General features: G+C 42.6%; 19 protein-coding genes and 1 other RNA gene. 10 read left to right on the top strand and 10 right to left on the bottom strand.

The features are described from left to right. Positions 1-14 precede the first annotated feature (14 nt). The 3 genes from fdhF to PSU78_RS08740 are packed head-to-tail and all read left to right on the top strand — an operon-like array spanning position 15 to position 3,969. Positions 15-2,921, top strand: a complete 2,907-nt coding sequence (fdhF, locus tag PSU78_RS08750) for a formate dehydrogenase subunit alpha (protein WP_300387109.1) — start codon at positions 15-17, stop codon at positions 2,919-2,921. Next, positions 2,911-3,732 carry a formate dehydrogenase accessory sulfurtransferase FdhD gene (fdhD, locus tag PSU78_RS08745; protein WP_300387108.1) on the top strand — a complete coding sequence of 274 codons (822 nt, stop codon included), beginning with the start codon at positions 2,911-2,913 and terminating at the stop codon, positions 3,730-3,732. Before fdhF ends, fdhD begins: the two co-directional genes overlap by 11 nt. Before the next feature lie 18 nt (positions 3,733-3,750). Continuing rightward, positions 3,751-3,969 carry a formate dehydrogenase subunit delta gene (locus PSU78_RS08740; protein WP_300387106.1) on the top strand — a complete coding sequence of 73 codons (219 nt, stop codon included), beginning with the start codon at positions 3,751-3,753 and terminating at the stop codon, positions 3,967-3,969. Between the two features lie 24 nt (positions 3,970-3,993). Here PSU78_RS08740 and PSU78_RS08735 read toward each other — a convergent pair whose 3' ends face one another. From PSU78_RS08735 to PSU78_RS08715, 5 genes are all read right to left on the bottom strand, one after another. Further along, a complete protein-coding gene (locus PSU78_RS08735) occupies positions 3,994-5,610 on the bottom strand; it encodes an ArnT family glycosyltransferase (protein ID WP_367186336.1) in 1,617 nt (538 codons plus the stop codon). Positions 5,611-5,829: 219 nt separating this feature from the next. After that, positions 5,830-6,072, bottom strand: coding sequence for a type B 50S ribosomal protein L31 (locus PSU78_RS08730; protein ID WP_300387102.1), 243 nt, complete (start codon positions 6,070-6,072; stop codon positions 5,830-5,832). A 191-nt stretch (positions 6,073-6,263) separates the two neighbouring features. After that, the gene (gene rho, locus PSU78_RS08725; protein WP_013149112.1) at positions 6,264-7,523 is read right to left on the bottom strand and encodes a transcription termination factor Rho; all 1,260 of its coding nucleotides are present in this window, start codon (positions 7,521-7,523) and stop codon (positions 6,264-6,266) included. 138 nt (positions 7,524-7,661) lie between these two features. Beyond that, positions 7,662-7,988: a thioredoxin TrxA gene (gene trxA, locus PSU78_RS08720; RefSeq protein ID WP_013149111.1), complete on the bottom strand. Its 327-nt coding sequence runs from the start codon at positions 7,986-7,988 to the stop codon at positions 7,662-7,664. 163 nt (positions 7,989-8,151) lie between these two features. After that, the gene (locus tag PSU78_RS08715; RefSeq protein ID WP_300387098.1) at positions 8,152-9,726 is read right to left on the bottom strand and encodes a hypothetical protein; all 1,575 of its coding nucleotides are present in this window, start codon (positions 9,724-9,726) and stop codon (positions 8,152-8,154) included. 167 nt (positions 9,727-9,893) lie between these two features. On the opposite strand from PSU78_RS08715, the gene PSU78_RS08710 reads away from it, so the two are divergent. Continuing rightward, a complete protein-coding gene (locus PSU78_RS08710) occupies positions 9,894-10,373 on the top strand; it encodes a TlpA disulfide reductase family protein (protein WP_300387096.1) in 480 nt (159 codons plus the stop codon). Between the two features lie 21 nt (positions 10,374-10,394). On the opposite strand, the gene PSU78_RS08705 is transcribed toward PSU78_RS08710, so the two are convergent. The 3 genes from PSU78_RS08705 to PSU78_RS08695 form a co-directional block, all read right to left on the bottom strand. Further along, the gene (locus PSU78_RS08705; protein ID WP_300387094.1) at positions 10,395-10,712 is read right to left on the bottom strand and encodes a DUF3579 domain-containing protein; all 318 of its coding nucleotides are present in this window, start codon (positions 10,710-10,712) and stop codon (positions 10,395-10,397) included. Between the two features lie 131 nt (positions 10,713-10,843). Then, positions 10,844-11,431, bottom strand: coding sequence for a BON domain-containing protein (locus tag PSU78_RS08700; RefSeq protein WP_300387092.1), 588 nt, complete (start codon positions 11,429-11,431; stop codon positions 10,844-10,846). Positions 11,432-11,576: 145 nt separating this feature from the next. Then, positions 11,577-11,930 (bottom strand): YraN family protein, encoded by a 354-nt coding sequence (locus tag PSU78_RS08695; RefSeq protein WP_300387090.1) that lies wholly within the window; start codon positions 11,928-11,930, stop codon positions 11,577-11,579. Positions 11,931-12,011: 81 nt separating this feature from the next. On the opposite strand from PSU78_RS08695, the gene rsmI reads away from it, so the two are divergent. The 3 genes from rsmI (at position 12,012) to PSU78_RS08680 (ending at position 14,517) form a co-directional block, all read left to right on the top strand. Beyond that, positions 12,012-12,869 carry a 16S rRNA (cytidine(1402)-2'-O)-methyltransferase gene (gene rsmI / locus PSU78_RS08690; RefSeq protein WP_300387088.1) on the top strand — a complete coding sequence of 286 codons (858 nt, stop codon included), beginning with the start codon at positions 12,012-12,014 and terminating at the stop codon, positions 12,867-12,869. A 27-nt stretch (positions 12,870-12,896) separates the two neighbouring features. After that, entirely contained in the window at positions 12,897-13,955 is a 1,059-nt protein-coding gene (gene pyrC, locus PSU78_RS08685; RefSeq protein ID WP_300387086.1) for a dihydroorotase, read from the top strand. Between the two features lie 133 nt (positions 13,956-14,088). Continuing rightward, on the top strand, positions 14,089-14,517 hold the full coding sequence (locus PSU78_RS08680) for a lysozyme inhibitor LprI family protein (RefSeq protein ID WP_300387084.1): 429 nt from the start codon (positions 14,089-14,091) through the stop codon (positions 14,515-14,517). A 33-nt stretch (positions 14,518-14,550) separates the two neighbouring features. Here the strand turns inward: PSU78_RS08680 and PSU78_RS08675 are convergent, their stop codons facing one another. Then, a complete protein-coding gene (locus PSU78_RS08675) occupies positions 14,551-14,724 on the bottom strand; it encodes a hypothetical protein (protein ID WP_300387082.1) in 174 nt (57 codons plus the stop codon). Between PSU78_RS08675 and PSU78_RS08670 the strand changes: the two genes are divergently transcribed. After that, positions 14,723-14,875 carry a hypothetical protein gene (locus tag PSU78_RS08670; protein WP_300387081.1) on the top strand — a complete coding sequence of 51 codons (153 nt, stop codon included), beginning with the start codon at positions 14,723-14,725 and terminating at the stop codon, positions 14,873-14,875. The genes PSU78_RS08675 and PSU78_RS08670 overlap by 2 nt on opposite strands. A gap of 97 nt (positions 14,876-14,972) precedes the next feature. Here the strand turns inward: PSU78_RS08670 and ung are convergent, their stop codons facing one another. After that, a complete protein-coding gene (gene ung, locus PSU78_RS08665) occupies positions 14,973-15,668 on the bottom strand; it encodes a uracil-DNA glycosylase (RefSeq protein WP_300387079.1) in 696 nt (231 codons plus the stop codon). Between the two features lie 89 nt (positions 15,669-15,757). On the opposite strand from ung, the gene rnpB reads away from it, so the two are divergent. Both rnpB and mraZ read left to right on the top strand, forming a co-directional pair. Next, an RNA gene (gene rnpB / locus PSU78_RS08660) (RNase P RNA component class A) lies at positions 15,758-16,112 on the top strand. A 369-nt stretch (positions 16,113-16,481) separates the two neighbouring features. Next, positions 16,482-16,928, top strand: a complete 447-nt coding sequence (gene mraZ / locus PSU78_RS08655; protein WP_300387077.1) for a division/cell wall cluster transcriptional repressor MraZ — start codon at positions 16,482-16,484, stop codon at positions 16,926-16,928. Positions 16,929-17,034: the final 106 nt, after the last annotated feature.

The following is a 17,034-nucleotide window of genomic DNA, read 5'->3' as shown; positions in this document are numbered from 1 at the left end:
GTCGGAGTATTAAAATGGACGACATTAAATATAGCAACACACATCATCAACATGAACATAGCCGCACCAATTACGATGATCAATTAGATTATGGCACGCCTGCGAGTAATTCAGACGTTCAAGTAACGTTAATGATTGATGACAGAGAAATCACCGTTCCAGAAGGCACGTCAATTATGCGTGCGTCGATTATGGCGGGCGTTAACGTGCCTAAACTATGTGCAACAGATAGCTTGGAGCCTTTTGGTTCATGTCGTTTGTGTGTGGTAGAGATTGAAGGACGTCGCGGCTATCCTGCTTCATGCACTACGCCTGTGGCTGAAGGTTTAAAAGTACATACGCAAACGCCTAAGCTTGCTGATATTCGCCGCGGTACAATGGAACTCTATATTTCAGACCATCCGTTGGATTGCTTAACTTGCGCAACTAATGGTGATTGTGAGTTGCAAGATATGGCTGGCGCAGTTGGGCTACGTGAAGTGCGTTATGGTTATGAGGGTGAAAACCATCTAAAAGCCGAAAAAGATGAAAGCAATCCTTATTTCACTTTTGATCCAAGTAAATGTATCGTCTGTTCACGCTGTGTACGTGCTTGTGAAGAAACACAAGGTACGTTTGCGTTAACTATCTCAGGTCGTGGCTTTGAGTCAAAAGTAGCCGCAGGCGTGACTGATTTTATGAATTCAGAATGTGTGTCTTGTGGTGCTTGTGTGCAAGCTTGCCCAACGGCAACATTGATTGAAAAAACGGTGATTGATCATGGTGTGCCTGAACATAGCGTAACAACAACCTGTGCTTATTGTGGTGTTGGTTGTTCATTTGATGCCGAAATGAAAGGCGAAGAAGTTATTCGCATGGTGCCTAATAAAAATGGTGGTGCAAACCACGGACATTCATGCGTAAAAGGTCGTTTTGCTTGGGGTTATGCGACGCATAAAGACCGCATTACCACACCAATGATACGTAAGAGTATTCACGATGAATGGCAACAAGTGAGCTGGGATGAAGCATTTAGTTATGCCGCTAGTGAAATTACTCGTATTCAAGCCAAATATGGCAAAGCTTCTGTGGGCGGGATTACATCGTCACGCTGTACCAATGAAGAGGTTTATGTCGTACAGAAATTAGTACGTGCCGTATTTGGCGTAAACAACGTTGATACTTGCGCACGCGTTTGCCACAGCCCAACAGGCTATGGTTTAAAACAAACAATAGGTGAATCAGCGGGTACGCAAACCTTTGACTCTGTGATGCAGTCAGATGTGATTTTTGTGATTGGTGCTAATCCTACCGACGGTCACCCAGTATTTGCTTCACAAATGAAACGTCGTTTGCGCGAAGGTGCAAAACTGATTATTGCCGATCCGCGTGCGATTGATTTGGTGAACTCTCCTCACGTTAAAGCAGATTATCATCTCAAATTGCAACCAGGTACTAACGTAGCGTTAATTTCCGCTATTGCCCACGTGATTGTGACTGAAGGTTTGGTTAATGAAGAATTTGTTAAAGAACGTTGCGAGTGGGATTCATTTGTAGAGTGGCGCGATTTTGTTGCACTTCCACAAAACTCACCTGAAGTGTTAGGTTTGGCAATGGGCGTGCCAGCTGAGGAATTACGCGCAGCGGCAAGGCTATATGCCACAGGCGGCAATGCAGCTATATATTATGGTTTGGGCGTTACCGAGCACAGCCAAGGTTCTACAATGGTGATGGGTATTGCAAACTTAGCCATGGCGACCGCTAACATTGGCCGTGAAGGTGTGGGCGTTAATCCATTACGTGGTCAAAATAACGTGCAAGGTTCTTGCGATATGGGCTCTATGCCGCATGAGTATCCAGGTTATCGCCATGTGTCAGATGTTGCGACACAGGCTTTATTTGAAAGTGCTTGGGGTCGTCCATTAAGTAATGATCCTGGTTTACGTATCCCTAACATGCTAGACAATGCGATAGAAGGCAGCTTTAAAGCGATTTACTGTGTGGGTGAAGATATTGTGCAGTCTGACCCTAATACTCAACACGTAACACATGCGTTAGAGAATATGGAATGTGTCATCGTGCAAGATTTGTTCTTGAATGAAACCGCGATGTTCGCGCACGTATTCTTCCCAGGGGCATCGTTCTTAGAAAAGAGCGGTACGTTTACCAATGCAGAACGTCGTATCTCACCAGTGCGCCGCGTGATGACACCAAAGAATGGTATGGAAGATTGGGAAGTAACGGCTAAGTTCTCTAATGCACTTGGCTACCCAATGGAGTATAAACATGCCTCTGAAATTATGGACGAAGTGGCTAGCTTAACGCCTACATTTAAGGGTGTAAGCTTCCAAAAACTAGACGAATTAGGCAGCATTCAATGGCCATGTAACGACGAGATGCCAACTGGTACGCCAACCATGCATATCGACGAATTTGTACGAGGAAAAGGTAAATTCTTCGTGACGCAATATGTGGCGACCACTGAAAAAGTAACGCCTAAGTTCCCACTGATTTTAACGACGGGTCGTATTCTTTCCCAATACAACGTAGGCGCACAAACACGTCGTACTAAAAACGTGGCTTGGCATAGTGAAGACATTGTGGAAATTCACCCGCATGATGCAGCAGAACGTGGCGTTAACGAAGGTGATTGGGTGGGTATAGCGAGTCGTGCAGGGGAAACTGTATTACGTGTAAAAATTACCGAGCGCGTGCAACCTGGTGTGATTTACACCACGTTCCATCATCCAGAATCTGGTGCAAACGTGATTACGACAGAAAACTCAGATTGGGCAACGAACTGTCCTGAGTTCAAGGTAACAGCTGTACAAGTAACACGCGTGAATCAGCTTTCTGACTGGCAGCAACATTACAAAACCTTTAGTGAAGCACAATTAGCGTTTGCAGATAGAGATCTAGAAGCTGCGAAAATTGAGCTTTAGCCATAAGTTGCTTACAGATGTGCCATTAAGCACGTTAGGTGTTTCACAATGGAAAAACGGTAAAGTAGTAAAAACGCAAGATTGCTTGGCAGAAGAAACACCAGTAGCACTAATTTACAATGGCGTTTCGCATGCGGTGATGTTGGCAACTGCGCAGGATTTAGAGGATTTTGCACTGGGTTTTTCGCTTAGCGAAGGTATCGTGCAGAGCGCTAGCGAGTTGTATGGTATTGAAGTGCGGGTACAAAGTAACGGTATAGAATTACACTGTGAAATTGCTAGTGAACGTTTTATGCAGCTTAAAGAGCGACGTCGTACCTTGGCAGGTAAAACTGGCTGTGGATTGTGCGGAGCTGAAAATTTAGCACAAGCCATGCGTTATCCAGCGCTATTAAGAACACAGCGCACGTTTAGTAGCAAAGCCATAGTAACTGGCTTGCAAGCAATACAGTCACAGCAAAAGTTGCAACAGCAAACGGGTGCAACCCATGCTAGTGCTTATGTGCAGTCTGATGGCACGGTGAGCTTGGTGCGCGAAGATGTTGGAAGGCATAACGCCTTAGATAAACTGGTTGGCGCGTTAGCAAAACACGAGCTTGATAGAGCTGGTTTTATTATCACTACCAGTCGTGCAAGCTTTGAAATGGTGCAAAAAACCGCCAGCGCTGGCGTGAGTATGTTAGTCGCGGTTTCTGCACCTACAGGTTTAGCAGTGCGAGTGGCTGAGCAATGCGGTTTAACCCTCGTTGGTTTTGCAAGAGAAAGTCGTTATGTTATTTACAGCCATGCCGATAATATTTTGAATGAGTAAGATTAGAGAAAAGTAAAAATGGATATTCAACGCTTAATTTCAATGGCTAATCAAATTGGTGATTTTTACGAATCATATCCAAACCAAAGCCACGCTCAAAAAGACATTGCAGAGCATATCAATAAGTTTTGGGCATTGTCCATGCGAAAACAAATTGCTGAGTATGTTAATCAACAAAGCGGTACTGGAATACACACTCAAGTGCAGAATGCAATCAAAGCACATTTAATGCTTTGAACAATTTGAGTAGCTGCTGTTACGCTACTTTATGCGCTGAAATAATCTAAACCCTTCTTTTCTATCAGCTGCGCGTTTGCCTACCCAAACTTGTTTCCACTCCTGCCCAGGTTGCATTCTCCCTATGCCTTTTACGTCTTGTAATAAGTAAAAATCACAAGTTAATTGCTGTGTGGTTTCAAATGGCTGCAATTGAATATCAGTGTAGTAATTAAGCAATAGGCTCTGTGGCTGCGCTACATCTAGACTGTTCATGCAATTATAGGTGCTAGGTAATATTTTATTCATACTTAAAAATACCGCTTGGTAGCTTTTAGCGGAGTCTATTAGCGGTAGCCAAAGCGTCATTAGTAAACCCCAACCAAAAGTCATGCCTACCGCCCAATTAGTCACTGTGGATTTATTAGTTTGTTTAGCACGCATACAAACTAGCATCCATATGAGAGTAATGGCTAGGGCGATAAGGAATGATAGCCAGTTAAAGTGAGTTTCATACGCACCAGATAAGAACTGCATACGCTCTTTAATTTTGACTGGATGGCCCGTTAGCATAGCTAGCCAACCTAGCCAAATTAGCACACCAATTAAACCAAATAACATCACGCCAAACCAATTTAAAGCCGCCGCTGCGCCTCGTTTTAGATGTTCCACGCTGCCTGCACCCAAGGCTACGAGAGGTAAAAGTAAAGGTAGCGCATTGATGTCTTTAGAATTGGCACCTAAACCTAAGAAAAATAAACTACAAATGAAAAAACTAGTCATTAATTGAAACTTAGGTTTGCTGAGTAACTGTTGGCGATAACGCCATAAGCCTAATAGCGCAAATGGTAAGGCAGGCCAAGCATACCAAATTAAGATGCGCAAAAAATACAGATGGTTGAGTTGATTAAAATTATTGAGGTTAAAGTTCCACCAACTCATTAGCATAGTTGGATAGTAATATTGCAGTAACAAAATCCAAGTTAAGACCATGGGCGTCGCGATGAGAATAGCTAGACTCAAGAATTTTACAAAACTTTTTGTGCGCCAAATTTTGAATATTAAAGGCAATGTAAGCGAGGTGCTTACCAAAATAAGCACAGGCATCACACCAAAACTTAAAAATCCAATACTAAGCGCAACTCCCAAAAGGCCACTTGCACGCCAAGGGCGGCGTTTAGATAGTGCTAATGCATAAAAGCCAGTTGCCAAGCATGTCAGGTTTGCGATCTCGGCACTCAAGCTATGTGCGCTGATGATCAAACCTATAGTACCTATCATAATAAATGTGGAGTGGCGCCCGACCCCGCGTGTCCATAACTCGCGGCCAGTCATCCCCACCATTAACAATAATATGGCAAGCCAAATGGTATTAAATAACCTAGCGCCGTCATGAATACTAAGTAGTGGAGCTAATAATTTAGCGCTGGCGGCTGCGCTTAAGTAGTAAAGAGGCGGGGTTGAAGGGAAAGACTCACCGCTGACCAAGGGTGAAAGTAAGCTGCCGCCATCTAAAATATTTTTGACAATATTGATGCTGGTGGACTCCAGCGGTTTCCAAGGTGCATGGCCAACTAAACCTAACACAATCCAAATCGCGCATAGTAAAAGTAATAGCTGTGTTTTTGCCCCATCACCAATGCGCGCACGGGGTGTAGACATATTACCTTGCCAGTCGTGATCCAGTTGAAAGCGCATAATGTTGAGTCGCTAAATTTGCTTTTATTAGTTTTAAGTGTATATTTTAACCGATTGCGGCGTACAGCAAGAAATTCTGTTGAATTAAATGAAGGCACGTTATCAATATCGTGCTTTGAGCTGCGAAAATAAAAAAGGCAGCCTGAGCTGCCTTGATATTTGCAATATAGATTGCAAAATTGATTACATACCGTATTTTTTACGGAATTTATCAACACGACCAGCTGTATCTAAAATCATTTGTTTACCTGTGTAGAACGGGTGTGATTTTGATGATACTTCGATTTTAACCAATGGATATTCTTTACCATCTGTCCATTTGATTGTGTCGCGCGCTACGATAGTAGAACGTGTCATAAAACTAAAGTCTGCACCGATGTCTTGAAAAACAACGTCGCGGTATTCTGGATGGATTCCATCTTTCATAATATAGCCTCAATATGTGTTGCCGAAAGATACGGCACTATTTAGTAATTCGTTAGTAAGTGCAAGTTGCTGTAAAAATACAGTTTTGCTGTAACCGCGCATTATATTTGCATTCTGGCTCGTGCGCAAGGTTATGCGTTAATTAAGCCAATAAATCTTAGTAAGCTTTAGTATTAACGACTAAAGCTCTTTTAGCCGCGGCGCATGCTGTCAAAAAAGTCAGCATTGTTTTTCGTGGCTTTGATTTTGTCTAGCAAGAACTCCATTGCCTCTAGGTCATCCATAGGGTAGAGGAGTTTACGAAGTACCCAAATTTTCTGTAGAACATCTTTTTCGATAAGAAGCTCTTCACGACGCGTACCAGATTTATTAACGTTGATTGCAGGGTATTGGCGTTTTTCAGCCATCTTGCGGTCAAGATGGATTTCCATATTACCCGTACCCTTAAACTCTTCATAGATAACATCATCCATACGAGAACCTGTATCAACAAGGGCTGTGGCGATAATGGTTAATGAGCCACCTTCTTCAACATTACGCGCAGCACCAAAAAAGCGTTTTGGGCGTTGCAGTGCATTGGCATCTACACCACCAGTGAGTACCTTGCCTGAGGATGGAATTACTGTGTTGTAAGCGCGGGCTAAACGAGTGATGGAGTCTAATAAAATCACAACATCTTTTTTATGCTCAACTAAACGCTTAGCTTTTTCAAGCACCATTTCAGCGACTTGCACGTGACGTGTTGCGGGCTCATCAAAAGTTGAAGCAACGACTTCACCACGTACTGAACGTGTCATTTCTGTCACTTCTTCAGGACGCTCGTCAATTAACAGTACAATTAAAATTACATCTGGGTGATTGGCGGTAATGGCATGCGCGATATTTTGCATCATGACAGTTTTACCACTTTTAGGACTAGCAACTAGCAAACCGCGCTGACCGCGACCAATAGGTGCAATCATATCGATGACACGGCTAGTGATATTCTCAACACCTTTAATATCACGCTCTAATGTGAGCGGAATTGTTGGAAATAGCGGCGTTAAGTTTTCAAATAGAATTTTATGCTTTGTGTTCTCAGGTGCTTCACCATTCACTACATCCACTTTAACAAGTGCGAAGTAGCGTTCACCATCTTTAGGGATGCGAATTTCACCTTGTATGCTGTCACCAGTATGCAGATTAAATCTGCGAATTTGTGAAGGTGATACATAAATGTCGTCAGGGCCAGCCAAGTATGACGTGTCAGGTGAGCGCAAAAAACCGAAACCATCTTGTAGGACTTCAAGCGTACCATCGCCAAAAATACTTTCACCTTTTTTTGCTTTATGTTTCAAAATGGCGAAAATCAAATCTTGCTTGCGCATTCGGCTAGCATTATCAATTTCATCGGCGATAGCCATTTCTACTAGCTCTGTAACGGGTAAGTGCTTAAGGTCGGATAAGTGCATGGAGGCTCACTAAAACAAGAATTGTGTGGGGCAGGATTGAGAACTACAGATTTAAATTAAAGGATAGTTCAAAAAATGCTTGATTTGTAATGAGTTTAGAAATCAAGCATTTGTGATGACAGGTACAGCGTAAATGGTTTAGATGTTGCTGTCAATAAATGCAGTTAATTGGGACTTTGATAATGCGCCTACTTTTGTAGCTTCTACATTACCATTTTTAAATAACATTAATGTTGGAATGCCGCGAATACCGTATTTTGGTGGTGTTAATTGATTGTCATCAATATTAAGTTTGCCCACTTTAAGGCGACCAGCGTATTCTTTAGAAATTTCATCTAATATTGGCGCAATCATTTTGCAAGGACCACACCATTCTGCCCAGTAGTCTACTAAAACAGGAAGTTGAGACTGTAAAACGTCTTGTTCAAAACTTGCGTCGTTAAGGTGTGTGATATGCTCGCTCATGGAAAACCTCTAATTGGTTAATGCTTTTAAAAAATTAATTACGTATCGTAACGAAAAAAACACTTTTAGTGAAGTGCAAAATGCGAAACATCTCGTTTAAAGTAAGTTTCTGTAATGTTAACTGGTGTTCAGGTAATGACCACTTTGATTGAAGATAGTTTTACTAATTAATGACACTATATTGTATACGTTCAAAATGATGTGAGCGCTCCACGATTTTAGTGAGCATAATCACATGTGTGCTGTTGTTGTAAGTGATGGATAATTGGCGCGCAGGTTGATATGTGCCAACTCGCGCAATAATTGTCGCAAGTTGTTTTACTGCAACGAGTTCAGGCAGTAATAACACCATTTCTTCACGGCCAGTTTTATCGACTTGAGCGATTGCGCTTTGCGCTCGTGGCGCAATCAGTTGCACGCCAATATCTAGTCTATCTCTGCTGCCGCAAGCTGCCCAACGTACCAATCCTATAGACCAGTGTTGTTCATTTTTTGTTTTAAAACCTAATAGCCCACCAATGCGTATATTTTTTTCAGCTGTAGCATGGCGTCTAACTGACATGCCAATCGCGCTAATGTTAATAATATGCCAGAGTGAAGGTGCTGGTGTATTTTCGCTATTCTGGAAATTGCTAATGTTAGCGTTCACTTTGTGATCTGAATTTGCGCTAGAGAAATAATGTATGGTGGGAATGCCAGTCACAATCTCAATTTCACCATCTGACTTGGTTCGATTAAAAATACGCTTCTGCGTTACACCCCAGTGTTTGATAAGGTATGTTAACAGGTCGATATATTCATCACGATTTGCATTTGCAGGAACGCCGCCATCTTTAGGCAGTTGATTATTTTGCAAAGAATTTAAATCTTGATGTATGCCAATTACTAAATCTAAGGTCTGTAGCAAAATATCGCTATCAGGGTTCGGCGCGATTTTCTGTTTGCTGTATGGAACTGGAGGCTTATTTGAAGATAGGTTGACAATAAAGCAACTGGTTGTGATTTCTAAAGGTGCAACGATGGATATTTTTGCGTTTTCAACATGAAATGCTAAATATTCTGCCGCTAAACGCATATTCTTTTGTGTTAAGTGCTGAGGGTCAGCAAGTGACATCAATAATGCGTGTTTGTAGGTATTTTCTATGTTATTAGCTATTGTGGCGGTTGATCCAACGACAGTTTTTTCTTCATCTACTTTAACGTTTTGTACGCCAAGTTTAACAGCGCAAAAATAGAGTTGATGTAAATCGCTCCAAATATGCTCTGGCGGAGTGGAGTAGGTTTGATAGTAAGTCAGCGCGTGCTCTGCAACTGCGTGCATGGCGCGTTGTATGGCGTTTGCCGAACTTTTATCGGTGCCCAGTTTAATCAGCTGATTTTGCAAATCGACAAGCACCAGTTTGTATCCGTAACCTAACTCTAACCATAATGACTCTGCCGCCGCTGCTGCTAATTTGGCTTTGTCGTGCAGAGGTAATGCCGCATTGGTGTAGTCCTCAGAAAGTGCTAGCACGGTATTGATTAACAATGTGCGGAAGGCATCTAAGGCTTGCACTCTGTTGGTCGGAGAGATTTTTTGGCGGTTTAAGATTTCTAATTCACTATGCAAGTGCGAGGCAATGTCTAGCGGATTTTTGGCAATATGATCTAGCAGCGACTGGCTGATTTTCTGTGGCCGAGTCTCAGCAATGATAATTGGATTATCTTTAAGTGCAGGAATATGAAGGTTTAACGCCATTTTTTACTTTTTATAGGCCTGAGGCAGTTTTATGATTGTATGATAATGTTTACATTTACACTAGCAAAATGACACGCATCTGGGTAACGCTAAATTAGCGACTGAATGGGTGGTTTATTTGATTTCAACGCTAGCTTTTTAGCTTAAGTTTTTTAGAAAATGACTCAATGCGCCAACTTTTACTAAGTCTTACATTTTTGTTGTTGATCACGACTAATTCATTGGTAGTTGCTGCGGAAAAAGCACCAGCTACTTTTTTACTAAAGGATACCACTGGTGTTACCCATAAGTTGACAGCTTACAAAGGTAAATGGGTGCTGGTGAATTACTGGGCGACTTGGTGTCCGCCATGTTTAGAAGAGGTGCCAGATTTAGTCAATCTTTACGATCACCGCAGAAAAAAAGATTTGATGATACTAGGTGTTGTTTTTGATTACAAAAGCACTAAAGAGGTGGCGGATTACGTGGATGATATGTTGATGTCGTATCCGATAGTTCTAGGTGATGATGAAGTTGCTGCTCAAATTGGAACGGCTGATGTATTGCCCACCACGTTTATTTATAACCCACAAGGTGAGTTGGTTAAAATTAAACGTGGCTTAATTACTAAGCAATATATTGAAAAAATAATTGGCGTTGGCAAGTGAACTGCAATTGCCTGTTAAGCGCTAGTGCGGCACTGCGATGCTGTTGCCTTCAGCGTCTAACACGTTAAGCTGATTTTCATCAGCAAAGTGCATTAGTTGCGCATAGCCTGCAGGGTTCACGGTTTTTAACTTCAAATCCACCGCTAGGCAACGTACACCGTTTACCACTTTTGGTTTTAAGTACGGTGAGTATTTTAGTTTGCGGTCTTCGCCAAACGTAGCATAGGTGCTGCACATACGATCCACCCAATCGCTAGGGCGAAAAGGTTTTCCTGCGCGCGTGTTACCTTCGATGATAATTTCGCCGCTTACTTGTGTCATTGTGGGTTGTGTTGTCATTTTTGATTTACCAATTCTTTTAGCTTATTTCAGAGCTGTTCTGTGTTATTTATGCCGCGTATTATAGCATTTTCAGCATAGAAGGGCGGCCTTAAGCGAGTGATATGCTCAAGGCACGCAGAGGCTTCTTTTTATGGCATGTATTCGAATACTTTAACCACTTTAGTCACGCCGTCAGTATTGCGGGCAATCTCTACCGCGTCTGCGGCTTCTTTATTTGTGACGATACCTAATAAGTAAACTACGCCATTTTCGGTGACTACTTTTACATAGTTCGCGGGAAATTTATTTTCTGTTACAAATTGTGCTTTGACTTTTGAGGTGATATAGCTGTCATTGCTACGTGAGCCTATGGTAGATTTTGGCCCAACAGTAATTTCATTAGTAATAGAGCGTACGTTAGTGATTTCTTTAGCCAAGTTTTCAGCTTTAGATTTAGATTCAGCCACTGGTACTTCGCCTGTTAGCAGTACATTGCGGTTGTAACTGGTCACATTCACATGCGCGTCTTCGCCTAAATTGGTTTCCATTTTCTTAATGGCTTTAAGTTCGATATTTTGATCTTCCACATAAAAGCCAGAAGTGCGTCTATCTGCAGCCATTGCGCCAGTCGCTGCAGCTCCACCAACGATAACAGGTACGCAAGCGGTGATTTGGGAAATGAGTGCTGCTGATAGGATGAGTTTTAGTACCGTTTGTTTGTTCATGTTTGACTTCATAGATTGCTCCTTGACGTGATATTAGATAGCAGCTTTAGATAACCACTTTAGTTAACCCCTAGGTTAGTTTTTAACTTATATTTTTAAGCTTTAATATTTTTTACATCAGCTGTTTAATGCAGCATTTTCGCGAATGATACGCTTATTATGCGTCAAATGCATTACGAACCCACTCTATGTGACTGACGTCGGCCTTATTCATTAAGATGGCGTCGAATCGGCATTGGCAGTCGCCATGTTGCTGTAAATAATGTTGTGCGGTCAGAATGAGTTTTTGTTGCTTTTGTTGAGTAATACTGGCGCCAGCGCTGCCAAACTGGCTGTTTGATCTTAGCCTAACTTCAATAAATACGAGAGTTTTGGCGTCTTTCATAATCAAATCAATTTCACCGTATTTGCAATGATAGTTTTGCGTCACTAATTTAAGGCCGTGATTCGCCAAAAAAGTTGCAGCTAACCTTTCAGCTTCAAGTCCGGCGTTGTTTTTGCTTAATTTCATAGACTTAATTTCATGGACGAGATATTAGCTAAAGCTGTAAACTTCTAGTATGAACGATTTTAAATTAAATGGCTGGTCTGCATGAGTGCGGTTACATCAATAGGTACATTATATGTGGTCGCAACGCCCATCGGCAATTTGGGCGACATGACCATTCGCGGCTTGGAAACACTTAAAACAGTAGATGCGATTGCTGCTGAGGATACGCGCCACACATCAGGCTTGCTCTCACATTTTGGCATTAGCAAAAAATTGATTGCCGTCCATGAGCATAATGAACATCAATCCGCAGAAAAGCTACTGACGCAACTTCAAGCAGGTGAAAATATTGCCTTAGTCACAGACGCTGGCACGCCTGGTATTAGCGATCCTGGCGCAGTGGTGGTGGATTTAGTGCGTAAGGCGGGCGTTAAAGTTGTGCCGATTCCAGGTGTGAGTGCAGTTATTGCGGCATTATCAGCTTCTGGCATTACGCAAAATGGCTTTCACTTTCACGGCTTTCTTCCCGCTAGCGGTGCGGCGCGCCGTAAGGTTTTGGAAAGCTTAAAATCACAAACCGTGACTTTAGTATTCTACGAAGCGCCACACCGCATTATTGAATGTGTGGAAGATCTAGCCAATGTACTTGGCAGTGAGCGCCGTTTGACCTTTGCCCGAGAACTCACTAAAACTTTTGAAACATTTTATACTTGTGCGGCGGCTAACGCCAGTGCTTGGTTGCAGGCCGATACCAATCAACAGCGTGGCGAATTTGTATTGTTAGTAGAAGCGGCTGCGGTAAAAGAAGCCGAAGAGATTCCAGAAGAAACGGTCAGAATATTAAAGTTGCTACTAGCCGATTTACCGCTTAAACAGGCAGTAAAATTAGCCACTGAAATCACGCATGAAAAGAAAAATGTATTGTACGAATTTGCATTAAAGTTAAAAGAAAATACTTAAATAAATTAATTGATTAAGCACTTAAATATGACTATTCCAAACTCCCTTACCACGACTTCAATTAAAATCACGCGCCCAGACGACTGGCACTTACATTTACGTGATGGCGCAGCCTTGAAAGCCGTGTTGCCAGACACGGCTCGACAATTTGCCCGCGCCATTGTAATGCCTAATCTACGTCTACCAGTGACCACTACTGAATTAGCTGCCGCTTATCGTCAGCGTATTGTAGATGCACTACCCGCAGGCGCGGAGTTTGAGCCACTGATGACTTTGTATTTAACTGACAACACCACGGCGGAGGAAATAGTCAAAGCAAAAGCCAGTGGCATTATCCACGGTGTGAAGCTTTACCCAGCAGGTGCAACCACCAATAGCGATTCAGGCGTAACTAGTTTAGAGAAATGTGCCAGCGCATTGGAAGCGATGGAAATGCTCGGTATGCCGCTGTTAACGCATGCGGAAGTCACAGATGCTGATGTGGATGTATTTGATAGAGAGCGCGTATTCATTGAGCGCCATATGATTCCGCTATTAAAAAAATATCCAGCTTTAAGAATAGTGTTTGAGCATATCACCACTAAAGATGCGGCAGACTTTGTGATGAGTTCGCCAAACAATGTCGCCGCGACGATTACTGCACATCACTTATTAATGAACCGTAATGACATGTTTAAAGGCGGCATACAGCCGCATCACTATTGTTTGCCCATATTGAAGCGCGAAGAGCATCGTGTAGCTTTGGTAAAGGCTGCAACTTCTGGCAACCCTAAATTCTTTCTAGGCACAGATAGCGCACCGCATGCTAAGCACACTAAAGAAGCGGCTTGCGGATGTGCAGGTATGTATACCGCACATACTGCGATAGAGCTTTACGCCGAGGCATTTGAGGCGGCAGGTGCTTTTGATAAGTTGGAAGGTTTTGCAAGTTTTTATGGCGCAGATTTTTATGGTTTGCCGCGGAATAAAGCGCAGATTGCTTTGGTGAAAGAAAGTTGGAAAGTGCCTGAAAGTTTGCCATTTGATGGGGCTGATGTGTTGGTGCCGTTGAGGGCGGGGCAGAAGATTAACTGGAGGTTGATGTAATACCTGTAGGCGTATCTTGTTTAATTTTTTGTTTACTGTGAGTGGTTGTGTAGTGTAATGATTCATACATGCTGCAGTTGTTATTGGTGTCTTTTCTAGTTAAGTTCTTAATTAAGATTGCAAAGGGTAGATTGTGAGGATTTTTATTTTAGTTTGTGGGTTATTTTTGAGTTTTAATGTAGCTGCAAAATGTGACCAAGCTGAAGCGGATAAGGGAATGTCATTATCAATGCAGCAATGTGCAAGCGACATGTTTGAAAAGTCTGATGCAAAGCTAAATAAGATTTATAAGGGGATTATTCAGGATTTAAAAAAGCAAGCAACTGAATCTAGCGAAAAAGAGTATGCAGAAGCTATGATTGTGGACTTAAAAGCGTCACAGCGAGATTGGGTTAAATTTAGAGATAGTGAATGTAATAGAGCTACAGGCGCACATTTGCCAAATGCTGGGCGCGAGACTCAAATACTTTACTCTTTATGTCCTGCAAAAATGACCGAAGAGCGTATTAAGGTTCTTCAAGCGAAATGTAATGAAGGCGATGTTCTTTGTGTTGGGTATTAGCGTGAGGATGCAGTAACTGAAATGCATTGCGTTTTATTCTAAGTGGCCGCTTTCGCGCGACATACGAGTTTCTTTCTTTTGCTTAGCCAAAAGATAGTAACCAAAGAAAAGGCTACCCCCTGCCGCTTGATTCCTATTCTGCTTAGCTTCATGGGCGGCAATCGGTAACTCGCTGCGCTCAAACAGCCGCTTGCCGAAAGCTCCCATGAAACTCAGCAGAACAGGCGCGGTAGCAGGGGACTTAAAGTCAAAAGCAGCGTTGAGTTTTCATGGTTGGTGGTTTATTTCAAATTCTCTCATTCGTCATTCCCGCGTAGGCGGGAATCCAGTTTTGATGGTGGTCATGAATGATGGTTGATTGATAGATTGCAATAATCCGCGCCGCCTAGATTCCCGCCTGCGCGGGAATGACGGGTAGCGTGCTTAATAATTAAGTGGCAAGTTTTAACTGTAGTTTAAAGCTGCCATTCAATCGGGGTTTGTCCATGCTTGCTTAAGTATTCATTAATCTTAGAAAATTGATGGTTGCCAAAAAATCCGCGGTGCGCAGATAAAGGCGAGGGGTGCGTTGACTTAAGTACCAAATGTTTTTTCGGGTCTATTATTTCCCCTTTTTTCTGCGCATAGCTGCCCCATAGCACAAATACTAATCCTTCATGGTGTGCATTTAAAGCGGCAATTGCGGCGTCGGTAAAGGTTTCCCAGCCACGTTTTTGATGTGAGCCCGCATTTGCCATTTCAACGGTTAGTGTCGCGTTTAAGAGCAATACACCTTGATTCGCCCATGGTGTTAGGTCACCTTTGTTGCTCATTTTTACGCCTATGTCTGCTTCAATTTCTTTAAAAATATTCTTCAGTGAAGGTGGTAAAGCCGCGCCTGCAGGCACTGAAAAGCTTAAGCCGTGTGCTTGAGGTTGTTCTTTATCTTGGCCATGGTAGGGGTCTTGACCAATAATGACTACTCGCACTTTATCAAAAGGCGTGTGATTAAATGCATTAAAAATCAATTGGCTAGGTGGAAATGTGATTTTCCCATTTGCTTTTTCTTGTTTTAAAAAAGCGCGCAAAGCTTGCATATAAGGTTTATCGAATTCCTCACCAATCACTGCTTGCCATGAAGCATCAAGTTGTCCGACTTTTTCTAGTGGCATGATTAACTATAGTAGTTATTTGATTGATGCATTATAACTGCTCTAGATTGTTTAAGGATTGCATCCTGAGGCATGTTAAAATGCATATTGAAGCTGGCTAGACAGTCGCCGCTCACGTAGGTGAGGGGAGGAAAGTCCGGGCTGCATAGAGCGGGATGACGGCTAACGGCCGTACGTTGAAAGCTTGGGTAACTGAGTATAAGGCGCGGAATAGGGCCACAGAGACGAGCGTATTTAGTTACGGTGAAACGCGGTAACCTCCATTCGCAGCAAGACCAAATAGGCTAGCACTTTACTCTGAGGTTAATCCTTGGTGTAATAAGGCGTGGTTCGCGCTGCTAGCGGGTAGGTTGCTTGAGCGTGCAAGTAATTGTACGCCTAGATGAATGACTGTCGTGCGTTGCAAGACGCAAACAGAACCCGGCTTATCGGCCAGCTTCAATCCTTTATTGCGTTATTTTCTCGGCTAATCCCGCATGTAATTTGCTTGCCAATTACAATTCAATCGCTTTCATCATTGTTCTTATAATCTACATTCACTTAATTTCGTATGTGCTTAATTTATAACGATATTATTTTTAGCATGAAAATGCGCTAAGTCATTGAGATATAAAGAAAAAATAGTAAGAAAGGGCTTGCATTGCCCTATTTTTTTATCTATAGTTCATCTTAGTGGGGAAAAGTGGGGTTTTGTGGAGATTTCTACTTAAACCTATTTCTAACTGAGGCTAAGGGCAGTTGGAAGTCCCTCACTTTTTTCATTATATTTTTTGCCATATTTTATGGCGACCATTTTAGGTTAATTATTTAAACATGTTTCGCGGCGCGACATCATTAAGTTTGGATGCTAAAGGCAGATTAGCAGTACCAACTAAGCACAGAGAGGCTTTGCAGCTTCAATGTGCTGGTGATTTGGTGTTGACCGCGCATCCGCATCGCTGCTTGTTATTGTATCCGCAGCCAGCTTGGGAGCCGATTCAAGCCAAGATGATGGCGTTGTCATCATTCGATAAGCAATCAAGTGCTTTACAGCGTTTGTTGGTTGGGTATGCGGAAGATGTGGCAATGGATAGCGCTGGACGTATGTTGGTGTCACCTGTATTGCGTGATTTTGCAGGCTTGGATAAAGAAGTGATGTTGGTAGGCCAAGGCAGTCACTTTGAATTGTGGAATATGGAAGCTTGGCGCGCGCAACTGGCGCAAGTGATGCAAGACGACAACTTCTCTATGCCATCAGAACTCGAGGGCTTCTCGCTGTGATTAAGGGCGTGAACAGCGCGCCCACCACAGCCTCACCGTCTTTAAAAGAAACGTCACCAAAAAAAGCGTCTGCAAAAGGCGCTTTAAATTTAGAAAAGCAGCAAAC

It is taken from the genome of Methylotenera sp., from assembly GCF_029945705.1.
In the GTDB taxonomy this organism is placed as follows: domain Bacteria; phylum Pseudomonadota; class Gammaproteobacteria; order Burkholderiales; family Methylophilaceae; genus Methylotenera.
This window is presented reverse-complemented; position numbering and strand designations above follow the sequence as displayed.